At 71.4% G+C, this 16,092-nt stretch carries 16 protein-coding genes; 6 read left to right on the forward strand and 10 right to left on the reverse strand.

The genetic code is table 11. The features are described from left to right. Positions 1-65: 65 nt before the first annotated feature. Genes ACIPUC_RS22000 through ACIPUC_RS22010 form a run of 3 tightly spaced genes read left to right on the forward strand, consistent with a single transcriptional unit; the run spans position 66 to position 3,503 of the window. Positions 66-1,088, forward strand: a complete 1,023-nt coding sequence (locus ACIPUC_RS22000) for a carbohydrate ABC transporter permease (protein WP_446591498.1) — start codon at positions 66-68, stop codon at positions 1,086-1,088. 53 nt (positions 1,089-1,141) lie between these two features. Beyond that, positions 1,142-1,993, forward strand: coding sequence for a carbohydrate ABC transporter permease (locus ACIPUC_RS22005; protein ID WP_446591882.1), 852 nt, complete (start codon positions 1,142-1,144; stop codon positions 1,991-1,993). A gap of 7 nt (positions 1,994-2,000) precedes the next feature. Then, positions 2,001-3,503, forward strand: coding sequence for a glycoside hydrolase family 3 protein (locus ACIPUC_RS22010; protein WP_446591500.1), 1,503 nt, complete (start codon positions 2,001-2,003; stop codon positions 3,501-3,503). Between the two features lie 105 nt (positions 3,504-3,608). Here the strand turns inward: ACIPUC_RS22010 and nagB are convergent, their stop codons facing one another. Beyond that, positions 3,609-4,394, reverse strand: a complete 786-nt coding sequence (gene nagB / locus ACIPUC_RS22015; RefSeq protein ID WP_446591502.1) for a glucosamine-6-phosphate deaminase — start codon at positions 4,392-4,394, stop codon at positions 3,609-3,611. 680 nt (positions 4,395-5,074) lie between these two features. Between nagB and ACIPUC_RS22020 the strand changes: the two genes are divergently transcribed. After that, on the forward strand, positions 5,075-6,544 hold the full coding sequence (locus ACIPUC_RS22020) for a sensor histidine kinase (RefSeq protein ID WP_446591883.1): 1,470 nt from the start codon (positions 5,075-5,077) through the stop codon (positions 6,542-6,544). A gap of 166 nt (positions 6,545-6,710) precedes the next feature. Here the strand turns inward: ACIPUC_RS22020 and ACIPUC_RS22025 are convergent, their stop codons facing one another. Together ACIPUC_RS22025 and ACIPUC_RS22030 are read right to left on the reverse strand one after the other, a co-directional pair. Then, positions 6,711-6,968, reverse strand: a complete 258-nt coding sequence (locus ACIPUC_RS22025; RefSeq protein ID WP_003953983.1) for a WhiB family transcriptional regulator — start codon at positions 6,966-6,968, stop codon at positions 6,711-6,713. 319 nt (positions 6,969-7,287) lie between these two features. Further along, positions 7,288-8,253 (reverse strand): diacylglycerol/lipid kinase family protein, encoded by a 966-nt coding sequence (locus ACIPUC_RS22030; RefSeq protein WP_446591504.1) that lies wholly within the window; start codon positions 8,251-8,253, stop codon positions 7,288-7,290. Positions 8,254-8,348: 95 nt separating this feature from the next. Between ACIPUC_RS22030 and ACIPUC_RS22035 the strand changes: the two genes are divergently transcribed. Then, a complete protein-coding gene (locus tag ACIPUC_RS22035) occupies positions 8,349-8,810 on the forward strand; it encodes a hypothetical protein (protein ID WP_446591506.1) in 462 nt (153 codons plus the stop codon). Positions 8,811-8,834: 24 nt separating this feature from the next. On the opposite strand, the gene ACIPUC_RS22040 is transcribed toward ACIPUC_RS22035, so the two are convergent. The 3 genes from ACIPUC_RS22040 to ACIPUC_RS22050 all read right to left on the reverse strand — a co-directional run bounded on the left by ACIPUC_RS22040 (position 8,835) and on the right by ACIPUC_RS22050 (position 10,747). Continuing rightward, a complete protein-coding gene (locus ACIPUC_RS22040) occupies positions 8,835-9,857 on the reverse strand; it encodes an RNA polymerase sigma factor SigF (protein ID WP_446591884.1) in 1,023 nt (340 codons plus the stop codon). A gap of 11 nt (positions 9,858-9,868) precedes the next feature. Further along, positions 9,869-10,282, reverse strand: a complete 414-nt coding sequence (locus tag ACIPUC_RS22045; RefSeq protein ID WP_030153599.1) for an anti-sigma regulatory factor — start codon at positions 10,280-10,282, stop codon at positions 9,869-9,871. Positions 10,283-10,486: 204 nt separating this feature from the next. Beyond that, positions 10,487-10,747, reverse strand: coding sequence for a UBP-type zinc finger domain-containing protein (locus ACIPUC_RS22050; RefSeq protein ID WP_446591508.1), 261 nt, complete (start codon positions 10,745-10,747; stop codon positions 10,487-10,489). 65 nt (positions 10,748-10,812) lie between these two features. On the opposite strand from ACIPUC_RS22050, the gene ACIPUC_RS22055 reads away from it, so the two are divergent. Further along, positions 10,813-12,390: a Na+/H+ antiporter gene (locus ACIPUC_RS22055; protein ID WP_446591510.1), complete on the forward strand. Its 1,578-nt coding sequence runs from the start codon at positions 10,813-10,815 to the stop codon at positions 12,388-12,390. 137 nt (positions 12,391-12,527) lie between these two features. Here ACIPUC_RS22055 and ACIPUC_RS22060 read toward each other — a convergent pair whose 3' ends face one another. The 4 genes from ACIPUC_RS22060 to ACIPUC_RS22075 all read right to left on the reverse strand — a co-directional run bounded on the left by ACIPUC_RS22060 (position 12,528) and on the right by ACIPUC_RS22075 (position 15,985). After that, positions 12,528-13,421 carry a 1-aminocyclopropane-1-carboxylate deaminase/D-cysteine desulfhydrase gene (locus ACIPUC_RS22060; RefSeq protein ID WP_446591512.1) on the reverse strand — a complete coding sequence of 298 codons (894 nt, stop codon included), beginning with the start codon at positions 13,419-13,421 and terminating at the stop codon, positions 12,528-12,530. A gap of 51 nt (positions 13,422-13,472) precedes the next feature. Beyond that, the gene (locus ACIPUC_RS22065; protein ID WP_446591514.1) at positions 13,473-14,063 is read right to left on the reverse strand and encodes an N-acetylmuramoyl-L-alanine amidase; all 591 of its coding nucleotides are present in this window, start codon (positions 14,061-14,063) and stop codon (positions 13,473-13,475) included. A gap of 114 nt (positions 14,064-14,177) precedes the next feature. Next, on the reverse strand, positions 14,178-15,374 hold the full coding sequence (locus tag ACIPUC_RS22070; RefSeq protein ID WP_446591516.1) for a globin domain-containing protein: 1,197 nt from the start codon (positions 15,372-15,374) through the stop codon (positions 14,178-14,180). 155 nt (positions 15,375-15,529) lie between these two features. Further along, the gene (locus ACIPUC_RS22075; protein ID WP_446591518.1) at positions 15,530-15,985 is read right to left on the reverse strand and encodes an RrF2 family transcriptional regulator; all 456 of its coding nucleotides are present in this window, start codon (positions 15,983-15,985) and stop codon (positions 15,530-15,532) included. Positions 15,986-16,092: the final 107 nt, after the last annotated feature.

Genomic DNA, 16,092 nt, shown 5'->3' on the forward strand with positions numbered 1-16,092 from the left:
GCAGCGCCCGCCGCGCCCCCGGTCGCGCATGTGACTCCACAGTCAACCGCGAGGAAACGAAGACCATGACTGTGCACTCCCAGGGGGCGGCGACCAGCGCTCCACAGGACGCACCGATGAAGTCCGCCGTGCCGCCGCCGAAGGCACCGGTCAGCGGAAGCGACCGCGGCCGTACGTCTCCTCGCGGGGCCGGGAGGTCGCTCCCGTCGGGGTGGCTGCCCTACCTGCTGATCGGGCCCGCGGTGCTCAGCCTCGCGACCCTCCTGTTGTATCCGCTGATCAAGAACGTGATCCTGTCCTTCCAGGACATCAACAAGATCGAGTTCATCCAGCGGAAGTACCCCTTCGCCGGACTCGGCAACTACACCGAGCTGCTCGGCGACGCGAACTTCTGGACCGTGGTCGTCCGGAGCTTCGGCTTCACCCTCGCCAACGTCGCACTGATCATGGTGCTCGGCAGCCTCATCGGCATCCTGCTGAACAAGCTCGGCACGAAGATGCGCCTGGTCCTGTCGATGGCGCTGGTGATGGCCTGGGCCATGCCGATCGTCGCCTCGGTCCAGGTCTTCAAGTGGCTGTTCGACGAGCAGTTCGGCGTCATGAACTGGCTCATGCGCACCGCCGGGTTCGCCGGCTACGAGCAGCACAACTGGATGGAGACCGGCCTCTCCACCCTGGTGATCGTCACGATCCTGGTGGTCTGGGGCTCCATCCCCTTCGTCGCGCTCAACATGTACGCCGGCCTGACCACCGTCAGCTCCGAGCTGTACGAGGCCGCCCGGATGGACGGCGCCAACGGCTGGCAGACCTTCTGGAAGATCGTCTTCCCGAACCTCAAGCCGTTCTTCCTCGTCACCACGTTCCTCGAGGTGATCTGGGTCTTCAAGGCCTTCACCCAGGTCTACGCGATGAACAAGGGCGGCCCCGACCGCGCCTCCGAGATCCTGCCGGTCTTCGCCTACGTCGAGGGCCAGAGCCAGGCCCACTACGGCCTCGCCGCCGCGATCTCCGTCCTGACGATCGTGACCCTCGTGATCGTCATGTCCTTCTACTTCCGCCTGATCCTGAAGCAGGAGGAGGAGCAGTGAGCACGACCACCGCCCCGAAGCCCGCGCCGTCCGGCCCGTCCGCGCCGTCCGCGATGCCCGCGCAGAAGCTCCGTACCCGCCGGCCGGTCCGCCCCGGAGCCGTCGCCAAGAACCTCGGCGCCCTCCTCCTGGCCCTCGTCTTCGTCTTCCCCGTGTACTGGATGTTCTCCTCGGCGCTCAAGCCGTCGAGCGAGATCCTCACCAAGGACCCGGTCTTCGTCTTCACCCCGACGCTGGACAACTTCACCAAGGCCACCGGGGTCGACCAGTTCTGGACGTACGTCACCAACAGCGTCCTGGTCACGGTCGGCGCCGTGCTGGTGGCCCTGATCGTCGCGCTCGCCGCGAGCTTCGCCATCGCCCGGATGAGGTTCAAGGGCCGCAAGGGCCTCGTACTCGCCGTGATGATGGCCCAGATGGCCCCCTGGGAGGTCATGGTCATCGCGATGTACATGATCGCCCGCGACAGCGAGATGCTGAACAGCCTCCCGCTGCTCACCGCCATCTACTTCGTGATGGTCCTCCCCTTCACCATCTGGACCCTGCGCGGCTTCATCGCCGCCGTCCCGGTGACCCTGGAGGAGGCCGCCCAGATCGACGGCTGCACCCGCGGCCAGGCCTTCCGCAAGGTGATCTTCCCGCTGCTGGCCCCCGGCCTGATGTCCACCTCGCTCTTCGGCTTCATCACCGCCTGGAACGAGTTCGCGATGGTCCTGATCCTGAACAAGGACAAGTCCGCGCAGACCCTGCCGCTCTGGCTCACCGAGTTCCAGACCGCCTTCGGCAACGACTGGGGCGCCACCATGGCCGCGTCCTCGCTGTTCGCCGTACCGGTCCTTCTGATCTTCATCTTCCTCCAGCGCAAGGCCGTCGGCGGCATGACCGCCGGCGCCGTGAAGGGATAACGGCCCCATGACTGTCCTTGCGCACAGGGTGACGGCCTCCGATTCGAACGACAGGGTCACCCGCGACGCCCTCGCCGTCCTCCAGCCCGGCTTCGAGGGCACCACCGCCCCCGCCTGGCTGCTCCGGCAGGTGTCCGAAGGCCTCACCGCCGTCGGCCTGTTCGGCCGCAACATCGCCTCGCCCGAGCAGCTCGCCGCGCTGACCGCGCAGCTGCGCGCGGAGCGCGAGGACGTGCTGGTCGCCATCGACGAGGAGGGCGGCGACGTCACCCGCCTGGAGGTCCGCGGCGGTTCGTCCTTCCCCGGGAACCTGGCGCTCGGCGCCGTCGACGACACCTCCCTCACCCGGGACGTGGCGCGCGAGCTGGGCCGGCGCCTCGCCGAGTGCGGGGTCAACCTCAACTGGGCCCCGTCCGCGGACGTCAACTCCAACCCGGACAACCCGGTGATCGGCGTACGGTCCTTCGGCGCCGACACCCGCCTCGCGGCCCGGCACACCGCCGCGTACGTCGAGGGCCTCCAGGCCGCCGGCGTCGCCGCGTGCACCAAGCACTTCCCCGGCCACGGCGACACCAACGTCGACTCGCACCACGCGCTGCCGCGCATCGACGTGGACCTGGACACCCTCCAGGCCCGCGAGCTCGTGCCCTTCAGGGCGGCGATCGAGGCCGGCACCAAGGCGGTGATGAGCGCGCACATCCTGGTGCCCGCCCTGGACCCGACCCGCCCGGCCACCCTCAGCCCGCAGATCCTGACCGGTCTGCTGCGCAAGGAGCTCGGCTACGAGGGGCTGATCGTCACCGACGGCATGGAGATGAACGCCATCGCCGGGACGTACGGGATCGAGCGCGGCTCGGTCCTGGCCGTCGCGGCCGGCGCCGACGCGATCTGCGTCGGCGGCGGGCTCGCCGACGAGGCGACCGTGCTCCGGCTGCGGGACGCGCTGGTCGCGGCCGTACGGGAGGGCGCGCTGCCGGAGGAGCGGCTGGCCGAGGCCGCCGCCCGGGTCCGCGCGCTCGCCGAGTGGACCCGCCGGGCCAGGCCGGACGCGCGACCGGAGGGGAGCCGCGCGTCCGGCATCGGCCTGGAGGCGGCCCGCCGGGCGGTGGCCGTCACCGGTGCGGCGAGCCCGCTGGCCGCTGCCCCCTACGTGGCCACGCTGACCCCGGTCGCGAACATCGCGGTGGGCGACGAGACCCCGTGGGGCGTGGCCGCCGAACTGGCCGCGCTGATGCCGGGGACGGCCTCGGGCACGTACCCCGAGGGCGCGTCGGCGGGGGACGTCCTGGCGGCGGCGGGGGACCGTACGGTCGTCGCGGTGGTGCGCGACGCGCACCGGCACCCGTGGATGACGGAGGTGCTCGACGCGCTGGTCGCGGCGCGGGCCGACACAGTCGTGGTCGAGATGGGCCTGCCGCGGGCCGAGCCGCGGGGCCGCTTGTACATCGCCACGCACGGCGCCTCCGCCGCCTGCGGCCGCGCCGCGGCCGAAATCCTGGCCGGCGCGTAACCGAACAGCCCCGGGGCTCCGCCCCGGCGGCGGGACTGCTGAACCCGCGGATGCGAAAGGGCCGGGCCCCCGTGACGGGAGCCCGGCCCTTTCGCGTGCGGACGGCTACAGGCCCTGCCAGGCGGGCTTGTTCGCGTACGTGTGCCGGAAGTAGTCGGCCAGCTTCAGCTTCGACGCGGCCGCCTCGTCCACGACGACCGTGGCATGCCGGTGCAGCTGCAGGGCGGAGGCGGGGACCAGCGCCGACAGCGGCCCCTCGACCGTCTGCGCGACGGCCTCGGCCTTGCCCTCGCCGGTGGCCAGCAGCACCAGGTGCCGGGCGTCGAGGATGGTGCCGATGCCCTGGGTGATGACGTGGTGCGGCACCTGGTCTATGTCGTTGTCGAAGAACCGCGCGTTGTCCACGCGGGTCTGCTCCGTCAGCGTCTTGATACGGGTGCGGGAAGCCAGCGAGGAGCACGGCTCGTTGAAGCCGATGTGCCCGTCCGTGCCGATGCCCAGCAGCTGGAGGTCCACACCGCCGGCCTCGGCGAGCGCGCGGTCGTAGGCCTCGCACGCGGCGACGATGTCCTCGGCCGAGCCGTCGGGGCCCATGAACGAGGCCTCGGACAGCCCGAGCGGTTCGACGACCTCGCGCAGCACGACCGCACGGTAGGACTCGGGGTGCCCGGCCGGCAGGCCGACGTACTCGTCGAGCTGGCAGATCCGCGCCCGCGACGCGTCGACCTCGCCCGCCTTGACCTTGGCGGCGAGGGCCTCGTAGATGGGCAGCGGGGTAGAGCCGGTCGCCACGCCGAGCAGGGCGTCGGGCTTGCGGCGGACCAGTGCGGCCATGGCCTCCGCGATGAGTTCGCCGCCTGCCTTGGCGTCCGGGACGATGACAACTTCCACGCGGGGCCTGCCGATCTGAGAAGGGTGGGGGCTGTTGTGGTATAGACCAATCTAGCAGAACCGGGCCCGCCAGACCCCGGTTCGCACCCCTTTCCATGGTGGTCCGAATCCCGGCAGGCGCACTCCGGCGGGCGGGGCGGGGCGGGTCGGGCCGATCGCCGGGACCGACCGCGCCGCAGTCGCGCGCTACGGGTTCGCCGAGCGGATGGTGGGTCGCCCCGCACGGCTTCAGAGGCGGCGGAAGCGCCGAGCGCGGGGTGCGGCGGTAGGCCGGAGCCGTACTTCAGGGGATGTTCCGGCAGTCGCGCAATGGGCGAGGCGGGAGGGGCTCGAGGCCGTTTCCTCTGGGCCACGGTGCCCGACGGGACCCTCAGCCCGTCCGGCACCGTAGCCCGGAGTACTCACGGCCGAGGGTGTGCGGTTCCCGCGGCCGTTGGGAGGTGCCTGCGCGGTCAGGGCAGAGCGCGCGGCTTACCTCGATCCGTCCTCCTGTGCGGGGAGGGCGGAAGCTTAAGGCAATTGTGGACTAGACCATTCTGTTCTGTCCATCCAATGACAGCACCCGGAATGCCGTCACTTCCTCCAACAGTACGCGCCCGGGGCCCCTCCTGTGTACTCCCGAGTATTCCCGTGGGGAAAGTCATGGGGCGTACCCGGGGTACGCTCGCCACGTGCCCTCCATGAACGACCTCGTACGCCAGCACACCGCTCTCAGTGAAACCGACCTGGAGTGGCTCCACCTGCTGGTCTCGGAGTGGCAGCTGCTCTCCGACCTGTCCTTCGCCGACCTCGTGCTGTGGGTGCCCACCCTCGACGGCACCCGGTACGTCTCGGTCGCGCAGATGCGCCCGAACACCGGCCCCACCTCGTACCAGGACGACATGGTCGGCCACCTGGTGCCGCGCGGCCGCCGCCCGCTGCTCGACGCGGCGCTCGACGAGGGCCGGATCGTGCGCGAGGGCGACCCGGAGTGGCGCGAGGAGGTGCCCGTGCGCGTCGAGTCGATCCCCGTGCGCCGCGAGGGCCGGGTACTCGGAGTGATCGCCCGCAACACGAACCTGCTCACTGTGCGTACACCGAGCCGGCTGGAGCTCACCTACCTCCAGTCCGCCTCCGACCTGGCCCAGATGATCGCCGCGGGCTCCTTCCCGTACCCCGGCCAGCAGGTCGACATGGACGCCTCGCCGCGCGTCGGCGACGGCCTGATCCGGCTCGACGCCGACGGCGTGGTCACGTACGCCTCCCCGAACGCGCTCTCCGCCTACCACCGCCTCGGCCTCGCAGCCGACCTGGTCGGGCAGCACCTCGGCAACACCACCGCCGAACTCGCCCCGTCCCGCGGGCCGGTGGACGAGGCCCTGGTCAAGCTCGCCAGCGGCTGGGCCCCGAGGGAGACCGAGGTCGAGGGCAGCAGCGGGGTCATCCAGCTGCGCGCCATCCCGCTCAAGCCGAAGGGGACCCGGATCGGTTCCCTGGTGCTGTGCCGCGACGTCACCGAACTGCGCCGTCGCGAACGCGAACTGATCACCAAGGACGCGACCATCCGGGAGATCCACCACCGGGTGAAGAACAACCTCCAGACCGTGGCCGCACTGTTGCGGCTGCAGTCCCGGCGAATGGATTCGCCGCAGGGCCGCGAGGCGCTCAACGAGGCCGTGCGCCGGGTCGGTTCGATCGCGATCGTGCATGAGACGCTGTCTCAGAACCTGGATGAGCGGGTCGAGTTCGACGAGATCGCCGACCGGGTGATCGCGATGGTCTCGGAGATCTCGCCGGGCAAGGTCGACTGCCGGCGCACCGGCCGGTTCGGGATCCTGGACGCGGAGGTCGCCACTCCGCTGTCGATGGTGCTGACCGAGATCCTGCAGAACGCGCTGGAGCACGCCTTCACCCAGGGGGAGCGGGGCACCGTGGAGGTGTCGGCCATCCGCAGCGGAACCGGTCGCGCCGACGGGCGGCTGCTGATCACCGTGCTCGACGACGGCAGCGGTCTGCCCGAGGGATTCGATCCCCAGCGGGCCGGCAACCTCGGGCTGCAGATCGTACGGACCCTCGTGGAGGGTGAGCTCGGCGGAACGTTCGACATGGTGCGGGCGGAGCCGCGCGGCACCAAGGTGGTCCTCGACATCCCGTCCAGCCCGCAGAAGTAGCGGAACCGGCGGAACGAGCGGGACGGATCCGTCACTCAGCGTGGCGGATCCGCCCCCGGACAGCACTGAGCCCCGGACCGAAGGTTCCCGGTCCGGGGCTCAAGAGCACGTTGCTAAGCGCTTATACGGGTACTACGCGCTGCGCGTCGAGGCTCGAAAGTCGTTGTCAGGCGCTGGCGTTGCGCGCCCGGTTGCGAGCGGCGCGGCGCTTCATCGCACGGCGCTCGTCCTCGCTGAGACCGCCCCACACGCCCGAGTCCTGACCGGACTCGAGCGCCCACTGCAGGCACTGCTCCATGACGGGGCAGCGGCGGCAGACGGCCTTGGCTTCCTCGATCTGCAGCAGCGCAGGACCGGTGTTGCCGATGGGGAAGAACAGCTCCGGGTCTTCCTCACGACAAACGGCGTTGTGACGCCAGTCCATGGCTGCTACCTCTCTTGATGTGAAATGCAGGTTGCTTGTGAATGTGAACGCTTTCACGAATCCCCCCGTGGGGGAAGGGCCGACACCCAGTTGCCTGGTGTGGTCCGAAGATTCGTGGAGGGGTTCTGGCGGTCTGTGTGGGTGCCGGTTCTGCGGGCTGTCCCGATCGCCATGTAGAGATTCGCAAACCTCGGACGGGGATACAACCCCTTCCGGAAAGTTTTTTTTGATTCGTCGGTGTCTACTAGGTCACAGCCCTACTTCCTAGGGGTGGACCAGCGTGTAAACGTTCGAGTGAAAGGACTTTGGCCTCTTCCACTCACACAATCACACGCAGTGCCTGCCGTACGCCTGTGAACTGAACGCTGGTGCGCAGACCGAGGTGGTCTCCGTCCATCTGGAACGGAAGCGGAACCTTCGAATGCAAGGTGAAGTCGGTCAGATCGTGCAGAGACACCGCATGCTTGCCGTGCGGACCTCGTTCAGGAGTCGAGGTCAGGAGCTGTGTCGCGTAGCGCGCGACCGCCGGAGTTGACAAACGGTTGAGCGCCAGTACGTCAAGCGCAGTATCGAACGACGCCTCCGGAGAGGCGTAAAGCGGGCGATTGCCCAGAAACGTCCACGGCGAGGTGTTGCAGACTATGGACAGCACCAGATCCGTCACCGGATCCGCGCCCGGACGCTCCAGGGTGACCGTGCCGTGCCGGCGGTTCGGCTCGTCCCAGAACTGTCGCATCAGCTGTCGTACGTACAGGGCGTGCGTCGAACGCTTGCCGCGCTCGCGCTGCTGTTCGACCCGTCCCACCACGCCCGCGTCGAAGCCGAAGCCCGCGCAGAAGGTGAACCAGCGGGCCGGGACCGACTCGTCCTCCGTGCCCGGGGTGCCGGCCGCAAGGCCGAGGCCCACGATCCGCTCGCGCTGTTCCCGCAGGGCGTCGAGCAGGGCGCCGGTCGCCTCGACCGCGTCGTTGGGCAGGCCGAGCGCGCGGGCGAAGACATTGGTGGAGCCGCCGGGCACCACGGCCAGCCGGGGCAGCCGCTCCGGATCGGGCCCGTCGTGCAGCAGCCCGTTCACCACCTCGTTGACCGTGCCGTCGCCGCCCAGGGCCACGACCAGGTCGAGCCCCTCGTGCGCCGCCCGGCGCCCCAGGTCCCGGGCGTGGCCCCGGTACTCGGTGGTCACCGCCTCCAGCTTCATCTCGCTGGCCAGGGCGTGGGTCAGGACGTCGCGCGTGCGCGCACTGGTGGTCGTCGCTGCTGGGTTGGCCACGAGAAGTGCGCGCATGAGCGCCAGACTACCCAGCCCGTCCATGAGCTTCGAATGGCGACCCTGCCACCCGTGCCCCTCCGGCGTCCGGGACGCGCGGCTACCCTGCTGGAGTGAGTAAGAAGCAGCCCGCGAAAGCCGCCGCCCCCACCGCCGCTCCCGCCGCCGAATCCCCCGCCGCGCTGCCCGGCCGGCTGACCGCCGCCGCCGTGCTGACGGCCCTGGAGGGCCTGGCGCTGGCCGGCCTCGGCGTCTACATGCTGTTCGTGGGCATCGCCGGCGACCCCGACTCCCCGCAGCAGGCGGAGACGGGCGGCATCACCCTGCTCGCGCTCGCCGCGCTGCCGCTGATCGCCGCCCGCGGTCTGCGCCTGGGCCGCCGCTGGAGCCGCGGACCGGCCCTGATCACCCAGCTGATGGCGCTGCCGGTGGCGTGGACGCTGTACACGACCGGCGGCGCGATGATCGCCGCCGGGGCGGCCCTGGCCCTGGCGGCGGTGGCGGTCGCCGCCCTGCTGGTGAATCCGACGGCGACCGAGGCCCTGGGTATCGGGCCCGGCGAGCAGGCCCGATAGTCCGCTTCTTCCCGCTGCTCTCTGCTACTCCTCGACGAGGAGCTTCTCGCGCAGCTGGGCCAGGGTGCGGGCCAGCAGGCGCGAGACGTGCATCTGGGAGATGCCGACCTCCTGCGCGATCTGCGACTGGGTCATGTTCCCGAAGAACCGAAGCAGCAGGATCCGCTTCTCCCGCGGCGGCAGGCCCTCCAGCAGCGGCTTGAGGGACTCGCGGTACTCGACGCCCTCCAGGGCCTCGTCCTCCGCGCCCAGGGTGTCCGCGACCGCCGGCGACTCGTCGTCGGTGTCCGGCACGTCCAGCGAGAGCGTGCTGTAGGCGTTGGCCGATTCCAGGCCCTCCAGCACCTCCTCCTCGGAGATCCCCAGCCGTTCGGCCAGTTCGTGCACCGTGGGGGAGCGGCCGTGCTGCTGGGACAGCTCCGCCGTGGCCGTCGTCAGCGACAGCCGCAGCTCCTGCAGGCGCCGGGGCACCCGTACCGCCCAGCCCTTGTCACGGAAGTGCCGCTTGATCTCGCCGACCACCGTGGGCGTGGCGTACGTGGAGAACTCGACCCCGCGGTCCGGGTCGAACCGGTCCACCGACTTGATCAGGCCGATGGTCGCGACCTGGGTCAGGTCGTCGAGCGGTTCGCCGCGGTTGCGGAACCGCCGTGCCAGGTGTTCGACCAGCGGCAGGTGCATCCGTACGAGCCGGTTGCGCAGCTCGGCCTTCTCCGGCGAGCCGTCGGGCAGCGCCCGCAGCTCGATGAACAGGGCGCGCGCCCCGCTGCGGTCGCGCGGATCCGGCAGCGGCGCGGTCACCTGGAACGCGGGCGCCTCCGGGATCACCGGCGCCGCGGAGGCCGTGGCAGCGGCCGCCGGTGGCTCCACCGGCTGTGGTTGTTCGTGCTGGTTGTCGCTCATAGGGCCCGCCCGTCGCTCCGCCGAGTCCAAAAAGCCGTCTTCCGCATCCGCGTCAGCCGGGTGCGGCCGGGCGTGCTGCTGCTCCGGGATGCCGCCGTCGACCTCGTGCCGCACCCGGGGCCGATCCCCGCCCCGCACCGGGATCTCCCCGCCGCTCACGCCGGGCCTGGTCCCGCGCCGCGTTGTTTGTAGAGACTGATGCTCACCGTCCGGTCCTCCTCGACCGTCGACTCGACCTTGCCGGCCAGCGCCGACAGTACGGTCCAGGCGAACGTGTCGCGCTCCGGTGCACGACCGTCCGTGGTCGGCGCCGAGACGGTCACCTCCAGCGAATCGTCCACCAGCCGGAAGACGCAGCTGAGGACGGAGCCGGGCACGGCCTGCTGGAGCAGGATCGCGCAGGCCTCGTCCACCGCGATGCGGAGGTCCTCGATCTCGTCGAGGGTGAAGTCCAAACGTGCTGCGAGACCGGCCGTGGCCGTTCGCAGCACCGACAGGTAGGCACCCGCAGCGGGCAGCCGGACTTCCACGAAGTCCTGGGTCCCGGGCTCGCCTGCGATCTGGGACACCCTCACCTCCAAGGTGGTACGAGCTCTGTTCGCCGGTGACGCTACCGCGATCCGGGCGATCGTGTCGCGGCACCCCTCGTGACGCCCGCTGGGGACACCCCTTCCCACGGCCAGTGACTGATGGTAAGCCCATGGGTACGCACAGTGGCTAGAGGTCTGCGGGCCCAAATCGGGGGAGCCGGCGGAGGTTTGACCTACCCCGCCTCAGACGATCGAACCGTCGACAAAACACCAGCGCCAGATCTCGCCCGGCTCGAAGCTGCGCATCACCGGATGGCCGGTCTTCTCGTGGTGCGCCGTGGCGTGCCGGTAGGGGGAGGAGTCGCAGCAGCCCACCTCACCGCATTCCAGGCACATCCGCAGCTGCACGGGGTGGCTGCCGAGTGCCAGACATTCGGAGCAGGTCCGGTCAGAGGGGACGGGCTCGGGGCGCGGCAGTTCGGCAACGTGGGTGCACTCGCTCATGATGGCCAGCGTACGGCCAGGGTGCGGGTGCGCGATGGCTCCGACGAACACGGAGGGGATCCCCGATGGAGGTCTTGCCGCTGGTGGCACTGGTTGCGGGCAGTGCGGCCGTCGCGGGCGCGGCCCGCCGGACACCGGTGCCCGCGCCGCTGCTGCTGGTCGCCGCCGGGCTGATCGCGGCGTACCTGCCGGGCGTGCCCTCGTACACCCTCGACCCGCACATCGTGCTGCCGCTGCTGCTCCCGCCGCTGCTGCACACGGCCGCGGTGGACAGCTCGTACCTGGACCTGCGGACGAACATCAGGCCCATCGCGATGCTGTCGGTCGGCTACGTGCTGTTCGCGACGATCGCGGTCGGGTACGCCGCCTACCTGGCGGTGCCGGGGCTGTCGCTGCCGGTCGCGCTGGTGCTGGGCGCGGTGGTCGCGCCGCCGGACGCGGTCGCCGCCACCGCCATCGCCCGCAAGCTCGGGCTGCCGAACCGGATCACGACGATCCTGCAGGGCGAGTCCCTGGTGAACGACGCCACGGCCATCACCGCGTACAAGGTGGCCCTGGCGGCCGCGGTCGGGGTGAGCGCCGGCTGGGCGGGCGGGATCGCGGAGTTCCTGCTGGCCTCGGTGGGCGGGATCGGCGTGGGCCTGCTGCTGATGGTGCCGATCCACCAGCTGCGCAAGCGGCTGAAGGAGCCGCTGCTCCAGAACACCCTCTCGCTGCTGATCCCCTTCGTGGCGTACGCGGCGGCCGAACGGGTGCACGCCTCCGGGGTGCTGGCGGTGGTCGTGGTGGCGCTGTACCTGGGGCACCGCAACTGGCAGGTCGACTTCGCCACCCGGCTCCAGGAGGAGGCGGTGTGGAAGATGGTCGCCTTCGTGCTGGAGTCGGTGGTCTTCGCGCTGATCGGGCTCCAGCTGCCGGTGGTGCTGAAGGGGCTGGGGGAGTACGAGGGCCGGGCCGCGGCCTGGTACGCGGTCGCGGTGTTCCTCGCGGTGGTGGCCACCCGCTTCCTGTGGGTGTTCCCGGCGACGTTCATGCCGCGCTGGATGTCGGAGCGGATCCGGACCCGGGAGCCGGACACCGACTGGAAGGCGCCGGTGATCGTGGGGTGGGCCGGGATGCGGGGGGTGGTCTCGCTGGCGATCGCCTTCTCCGTGCCGATGTCGGTGCCGCACCGGAACCTGATCCTGTTCCTCACGTTCACGACGGTCATCGGCACGCTCGTCGTCCAGGGGGTCACCCTTCCGCCGCTGATCCGGCTGCTGCGGCTGCCGCCGCGGGACCTCCAGGCCGAGACGCTGGCGGAGGCGCAGGCGCAGAGCGAGGCCTCCCGGGCGGCGGACGAGCGGCTGGCGGAGCTGCTGGAGTCGCCCGAGAACCAGCTGCCGCCGCCGCTCGCGGACCGGCTGCGCACGGTGCTGGAGCGGCGGCGCAACGCGGTGTGGGAGCGGCTGGGCGAGGTCAACGCGGTGACGGGGGAGTCGGCGGACGAGGTCTACCGGCGCCTGGCGCGCGAGATGATCGAGGCGGAGCGGGAGGTCTTCGTGTCGCTGCGCGACCGCCGCCGGATCGACGACGAGATGCTGCGCGGGCTGCTGCGCCGCCTGGACCTGGAGGAGGCGGCGGCGTACCGCGAGGAGACCTGACCTCGCCCTCCCCCGCACGGGGGAGCGGATCGCCCCGCAGGCGGTACTGGTGGGCTGGATCGGCTTCGCGGCCTTCGTCGGATACGGGCTGGCCCTGCTGGCGGCGACGCGTTCCTACTGGCTGCGCACGCGCCCGGTCACGGCCGGCCCGTGATGACCGCGGCCAGGGTGGTGCCGCGGGGGAAGGCGCCGGATCCGGTGAGTTCGGTGAGGGCCCACAGCAGCTTGGCGACGTAGATCCGCTCGACCGGGAGGCCGTGCCGGGACTCGAAGTCGGCGGCGAAGGCGTCGAGGGCGGCCGGGACGCGGGCGTAGCCGCCGTGGTGGAACTCCTCGGCCAGGGCCCAGTCCCCGGCCGGGCCACCGAAGGCGGCCAGCTGGAGGGAACGTATCTCCGCCGCCAGGAAGCCGCCCGCCAGCACCGGTACGCCCAGCGCCCGCTGCCCGGGGCCGAGTCCGGCCGCCAGCCCGGCCAGGGTCCCGCCGGTCCCGCAGGCCACCGCCACCACATCGGCCGCGCCGCGCAGTTCGCGGCCGAGCTCGGCGCAGCCGGTCAGCGCGAGGGCGTTGCTGCCGCCCTCGGGGACCACGTACGCCCCGCCCGCGCCCGCCCCCTCCAGCAGCCGGGCGAGCACCTCGTGCTCGGCCTTGCGGCGGTACTCCGACCGGGCCGTGAAGTGCAGCCGCATCCCGTCGGCAGCGCACCGCGCGAGCGAGTCGTTGAGCGGCCGCCGGGCCAGCTCCTCGCCGCGCACGATGCCGACGGTGTCCAGCCCGAGCAGCCGCCCGGCCGCCGCCGTGGCCCGCAGGTGGTTCGAGTACGCCCCGCCGAAGGTGGCCACGGCCCGGTGTCCGCCCTCCACGGCGGCCCGCAGATTGGGCGCGAGCTTGCGCCACTTGTTCCCCGGCAGCTCCGGATGCACGAGGTCGTCCCGCTTGAGCACCAGCCGCACCCCGCGCGAGGCGAACCGCTCGTCGCGGACCTCGTGCAGCGGGGAGGGCGGCCGGGGCCGCAGTTCGGGATGACTCACCCGCCCATTGTGCGCCGCGCCGCCCGGCGGTACGGGCGGCGGGCGGGGCTGCTACGTCAGGCGCTCCGCGATGCGGCTCCGCAGGGAGTCCATCGTGAAGCCCTTGGGGTCGATCTTGCCCGGCCGCCATTCCAGGTGGCCGATCACCGAGCGGGCCGTCCAGGCGTGGACGCGGCACAGGGCCGCCGACGCGCGGGTGATCGCGTCGAGCTGGACCGCCGGCCACGGGTCCTCGCCGTCGCCGAGGTTCTCGCACTCGAAGCCGTAGAAGTGGCGGTTGCCGTCGGTGTTCGCGCGGCGGTCCGGCGGCAGCCGCTTCTCGGCGATCACCGCCGCCAGGACGTCGGAGTCCCCGGCGCCCGCGTGGTTGGCGCGGCCGTAGCCGACCAGGTGGACCCGGCCGTCCTTGGTGATCACGCCGTGGCAGAGCGGGCCGGGGAGGTCGGAGTCGCCGTGGCGGCAGAAGGAGACGGTGTTCGCCGTGCCGTTCGAGACGGTGTGGTGGATCATTACCCCGTGCACCGGCCCCCAGGGACCCTTGTGGTTGCGGTTGTGGGTGCGCCAGGCGCCCACCTCGACGACGGTCAGACCCTCGTCGCGCAGTGCGCCGGCGAACCGGTCGGCAGACATGGGTGCGGCCATGGCCCCTCCTCCCATGGACACCCTGTGTGTCCATGTCGCTACGCTCCGGTGTAGCGGAGGAGGGGCTTCCGCGCTAGTGGTTTCGCACGGCGAGCGAGCCGATCCGGACAGCGCTCAGGCCGAGGCGAGCCACAGGTCCGGACCGAACACCTCGTAGTGGATGTCGGCGGCCGCAACGCCCTTGGCCAGCAGCTGCTCGCGGACGGACCGCATGAACGGGAGCGGTCCGCAGAGGTAGGCGCGGGTGCCGGGCGCGACCGGGACGGCGGCCAGGTCGAGGAGGCCCGTGCCGTCGCCCGGCTCGGCCGACTCCTCGTACCAGAACCGGGCCGACGCGTCGGCCAGTTTGTGCGTGAGGGCGCGGTGGTCGGCCCGGAAGGGGTGGTCGGCCGGGGAGCGGTCGGCGTGCAGGACGGTCACCGGGGCGGTGTGCCCGGTCTCCGCCAGGTGTTCCAGCATTGAGAGCATGGGGGTGCAGCCGATGCCGGCCGAGGCGAGCAGGACCGGGGCCGCGGAGTCCTGGAGGACCAGGTCGCCGTACGGGGCCGAGACCCGCAGGGTGTCTCCGGCCCGGACCCGGGCGTGCAGGTGGTTCGAGACCTCGCCGTCCGGGCCCGCCGCGGCCGGGCCGTGGACCCGCTTGACGGTGATCGCGCGGACCGGGGAGCCGGGCGGGGTGGACAGGCTGTACTGGCGTATCTGGCGGGCGCCGTCGGGGAGTTCGACCTGGACCGAGACGTACTGGCCGGGCCGGAACGCGGGGGCCGGAGCCCCGTCGGCGGGGACCATCCGGAACGTGGTGCAGTCCGCGGTCTCCTCGACCCGGCCGGTGACGGTCCACTCGCGCCACACGTCCCCGGCGACGACCTGCTGTTCGGCGTAGAGGCGCTCCTCGACGGCGATCAGGGCGTTGGCCATCAGCCAGTAGACCTCGTCCCAGGCCTCGGCGACCTCGGGGGTGACGGCCTCGCCGAGGATCTCGGCGATCGCCTCGAAGAGGTGCCGGTGGACGACCGGGTACTGCGCGCGCGTGACGCCGAGCGAGGCGTGCTTGTGGGCGATGCGGCCCAGCATCACGTCGGGGCGGTCGTCCGGGTGCTCGACGAGATGGGTCGCGAAGGCGGCGATGGAGCCGGCGAGGGCCTGCTTCTGGAGGCCCGCGTTCTGGTTGCCCCGGTTGAACAGGTCGCGCAGGAGCTCGGGGTGGACCGCGAACAGCTTCGCGTAGAAGAGCTCCGTGATGTCGCCGATCGCCGCGCCCGCGGCGGGCAGGGTGGCTCGTACGGTCGCGGTCGACTTCTCGGAAAGCATCAGGACTCCTCGCGGATCGGGTGGTGATTGAATTGGCATCTAAGATGTGTATTTTTGAATGCGCGTCCGCGGGGTGTGAACGTTTGTTCGGCCGCCCCTCGGAGTCAGCGTATGCGGGCCGGACGCCGGTGCGAATCGGCCATCCGGCCCGGGTGTCAGGGCCTTTCGGCCCCGGTCGGCGCACCGCCCGCGATGCCCAGCAGCAGCGGGCCGGTCGGGGCTGCCACCAGGTCGTTCACCGTCAGCGGGTCCAGCGCGGCGAAGAAGGCCTCCTGGGCCCGGCGCAGCGCCCCGCGCAGTACGCAGCCGCCGCGCAGCGGGCAGGGGGTGGCGCCGTCGCAGTCCACGACGTCGCCCGCGCCCTCCAGTTCGCGCACCACCGCACCCACCGAGGCGCGGTGTCCGGCGGGGGTCAGGGTGAGTCCGCCGCCGCGTCCGCGCCGGGCCTCGACCAGGCCGAGATGCTGCAGCCTGGCGACCACTTTCGCCGTGTGCGTGTACGGGACCTCCATGGTCGCCGCGACCTCGCGCGTCGTCGGGAGGCCGGCCTCCTCGACGGCCAGGCGCATCAGGACGCGCAGGGCGAGGTCGGTGAACCGGGTCAGGCGCATGCGGCCACCGTAGAAAACTTGCATCGCAGATGCAAGAAATGGGCCCGCGGGTGGCTGAACCCAGTGGGTCCAGAGTGGCGTGTGGGAGGGAGGTGAACCCAAAAGGG

The organism is Streptomyces sp. LARHCF249, assembly GCF_052871255.1.

Coding starts and splice junctions, on each gene's coding strand:
- ACIPUC_RS22000 (WP_446591498.1), top strand. CDS start 66: ATGACTGTGCACTCCCAGGGGGCGGCGACCAGCGCTCCACAGGACGCA.
- ACIPUC_RS22005 (WP_446591882.1), top strand. CDS start 1,142: ATGCCCGCGCAGAAGCTCCGTACCCGCCGGCCGGTCCGCCCCGGAGCC.
- ACIPUC_RS22010 (WP_446591500.1), top strand. CDS start 2,001: ATGACTGTCCTTGCGCACAGGGTGACGGCCTCCGATTCGAACGACAGG.
- ACIPUC_RS22020 (WP_446591883.1), top strand. CDS start 5,075: ATGAACGACCTCGTACGCCAGCACACCGCTCTCAGTGAAACCGACCTG.
- ACIPUC_RS22025 (WP_003953983.1), bottom strand. CDS start 6,968: ATGGACTGGCGTCACAACGCCGTTTGTCGTGAGGAAGACCCGGAGCTG.
- ACIPUC_RS22030 (WP_446591504.1), bottom strand. CDS start 8,253: ATGCGCGCACTTCTCGTGGCCAACCCAGCAGCGACGACCACCAGTGCG.
- ACIPUC_RS22050 (WP_446591508.1), bottom strand. CDS start 10,747: ATGAGCGAGTGCACCCACGTTGCCGAACTGCCGCGCCCCGAGCCCGTC.
- ACIPUC_RS22055 (WP_446591510.1), top strand. CDS start 10,813: ATGGAGGTCTTGCCGCTGGTGGCACTGGTTGCGGGCAGTGCGGCCGTC.
- ACIPUC_RS22065 (WP_446591514.1), bottom strand. CDS start 14,063: ATGGCCGCACCCATGTCTGCCGACCGGTTCGCCGGCGCACTGCGCGAC.
- ACIPUC_RS22070 (WP_446591516.1), bottom strand. CDS start 15,374: ATGCTTTCCGAGAAGTCGACCGCGACCGTACGAGCCACCCTGCCCGCC.
- ACIPUC_RS22075 (WP_446591518.1), bottom strand. CDS start 15,985: ATGCGCCTGACCCGGTTCACCGACCTCGCCCTGCGCGTCCTGATGCGC.